Genomic DNA, 2,549 nt, shown 5'->3' on the forward strand with positions numbered 1-2,549 from the left:
ACGCAGAGTTACACGACTAGGTTGGGCGATCTTTGGTTTTCTTCGTTGCCGGCGCAGAGGATTCAGGGGAAAACGTGGTCTGTCCCCGGTTTTCCTCTGTCCCCGGTTTTCCCTCGTAATTTTGCTATCCTAAGGCCGAAAGTCGTATTGCACACCTAGCGATTTCGCAAGGCTACTATAGACACCAGAAACCATTTCTTGAACAACCTTCTGGGTTCTTGGTTGCGTGACTCCGGTATTGGTGCGTGCTCGCTTCAAATGAAAAATACCCGCAGATTGAAAATGCAAAAGAAGTGCCAGGATAAATACGGACGAGTCGATCCAATCAACCGTTTCAGAAAATCCAAAAGCTCCTAATGCACCTGCGGCTCTATTAAACGCCTGGATGCTTGTTCCAACGCCACAAGAATCAAGAATAAAAATAGTGCGAGGAAGACTAGCCCTAATGGTCTGAATTTGGGAGCTAATATTTATATCGCCATCAAAAGCGCAAAGTGTTCGCGAATGCCTCTTGGTTCCGTTAACTGAGTTAACAGAGTGGCTACCGTGCGCAGACAAAATAACGACATTTGGACCACGCTTGTTGCAATCGAGGGATACAAATTGCTCAATATCTTTCAGATACATATTTGAAAGAAGCGGTCTTTGAATAATTCTTATTGGTTCAGGATGAACAGACAGCAACGTTTCTGCCGATGTGTAAATTTCCCGAGTTGCGCGAGTGTCTGTAATATCGGATGACCAAGGAGCCTCAAGAATTAAGATCTTTTCGTGTGCCACATATTCCTCTCTTGCCTAACGGTCAGGCCAAGGCGGCGCGCGCCACCGATGAGCCCGCAAACCAGCACAACTTCCGTGGCGCGCGCTCGCTCTTTGGCCGAAAGTTAGGCATTTTTTCATGGGCTTACGCTGTGCGGGGTAGTGACCTATTTCCGCCCAGAGATGTCCTCTTCACTATCGATGCCAGTTCCTCGTGTCGGTCGCTCCCCAACTGTAGGACGTCTCGGTCGTTGCGCCACACTTAGTACATGTAAACGTGTGGGTCTCTGATCCGCCACCGATATCACTACCTACCGACGTGACACTTTCCACCAAATCGTGGTCTTGTAGCTTAATGTAATCACAATTGCGACACCTAACGGAATGCTGGCTACTCTTCGCGCAGTCGTCTGTGTAGAAAAAAATGTGCTCGCTTTTCTGTTGACTATGGTTACAACCTGATCGCGCACAATGTCGTTCTTGCTTGACGCATCCATGTCCACTAACTGGTTTCCACTCCTGGAAGTTATGAAATCCAAAAAGACAAAGAATTCTTTGAATCATGTGAGGCGACCTCGGGCGCTTGCGGATAGCCACCATTACTCATCAACAACGGGCGCAACTTATGCTGGTGCTAACGTCAGCCTAACGTTCAGCCCAAGGCGGCGCGCGCCACCCACGGACCCTGCAAACCAGTTCGACCCCTGATGGCGCGCGCTCGCTCTTTGGGCGTTCGTTAGGCAATTTGGTTCTTCGCCGGTGCACGAATTAAGTAAACTGTCATCGGAACTGACTCCTCAGGTGATACTCTCGCTTGGGTGTTCCGCGTATTAGAGTCTGGAGATGTCTGGGATGGCGAAAGAAGAAGGTCTCCGAATCCCCAGACGAGGGTGCCGACGATTGCAATGCCCGCACCAATTCGCACGGTATTGCGCACCACTCTATCTCCCCAGTCCTTCTCTCTCTTCCCGGCAAATGCCTGCGAGAATGAATGCAAGAAGATATCCTTAATATCGTCCGGGTTCTTCTTAAACGATCCGCCGAACGCGTCCTTCCTTCTTGCAAAGTCGTCGTCCTCGATGGCTTTCAGTATTTCATTACAGTACCGAATATCTGAGCCGATTTTGCCTTCCAGACCATGTACCCCGAAAAGAACGCTTACCACAATGATGAGTGCGCCGGATCTAGAGAGCCAGAGACCATCGTGAAGCAGCAGGGACACGACTACCCCCAGGAGGATGAGCAGACACGTTAAGGCAACATAGTACACTGCTGAGAGATGGAATCCATATGGTTTGGCGTACAGCCAGATGGAAAGTTTCGGAAACCGAGGCTGCCACGGCCTGAGCTCAATCTCCATTATCTCCCGATTGCTCGGCTTGGTATTGATATCCCTTGCTTCCATGGTCACCCCCCCATAGTACAACGAACCGCTCGTTCTTGATGTCGCAGTCGTCCGGTCCAGTGAGCGCCGAACCTCAAGCACAGCCCGCGCCAATCTGCCGCCTGAGCGAGAGCGAAGGCCGCAGATTGGTGCCGAATTACGGTGGCAAAATTACGGTGACAGTTTACGAGATTCAGAAATTACGGGTTGCGTTCAACGCCCATCCGCATTCAGTGCATTTAGTAAACTGTCACCGTAACCCCTGTAATCCCTAGGCGTTCTTTGTTCACTTCGGGGAAAACGTGGTCTGCCCCGAATGGCACGAAGATAAGCCGAGAGCATCTTTAAATCAGCGAGTTAGCATCGCGGTTCATGCCCAAAAATCGGCGTGTTCAGCGCTATTTCT

General features: G+C 50.4%; 2 protein-coding genes. Both read right to left on the reverse strand.

What is annotated here, in order from left to right:
• Positions 1-129: 129 nt before the first annotated feature.
• A complete protein-coding gene (locus tag A39O_RS40555) occupies positions 130-780 on the reverse strand; it encodes a hypothetical protein (protein WP_157639811.1) in 651 nt (216 codons plus the stop codon).
• Between the two features lie 715 nt (positions 781-1,495).
• A complete protein-coding gene (locus tag A39O_RS0107760) occupies positions 1,496-2,164 on the reverse strand; it encodes a hypothetical protein (RefSeq protein ID WP_157639813.1) in 669 nt (222 codons plus the stop codon).
• Between the last annotated feature and the right edge of the window lie 385 nt (positions 2,165-2,549).

Origin of the sequence: Lamprocystis purpurea DSM 4197, from assembly GCF_000379525.1 — a bacterium.
In the GTDB taxonomy this organism is placed as follows: domain Bacteria; phylum Pseudomonadota; class Gammaproteobacteria; order Chromatiales; family Chromatiaceae; genus Thiodictyon; species Thiodictyon purpureum.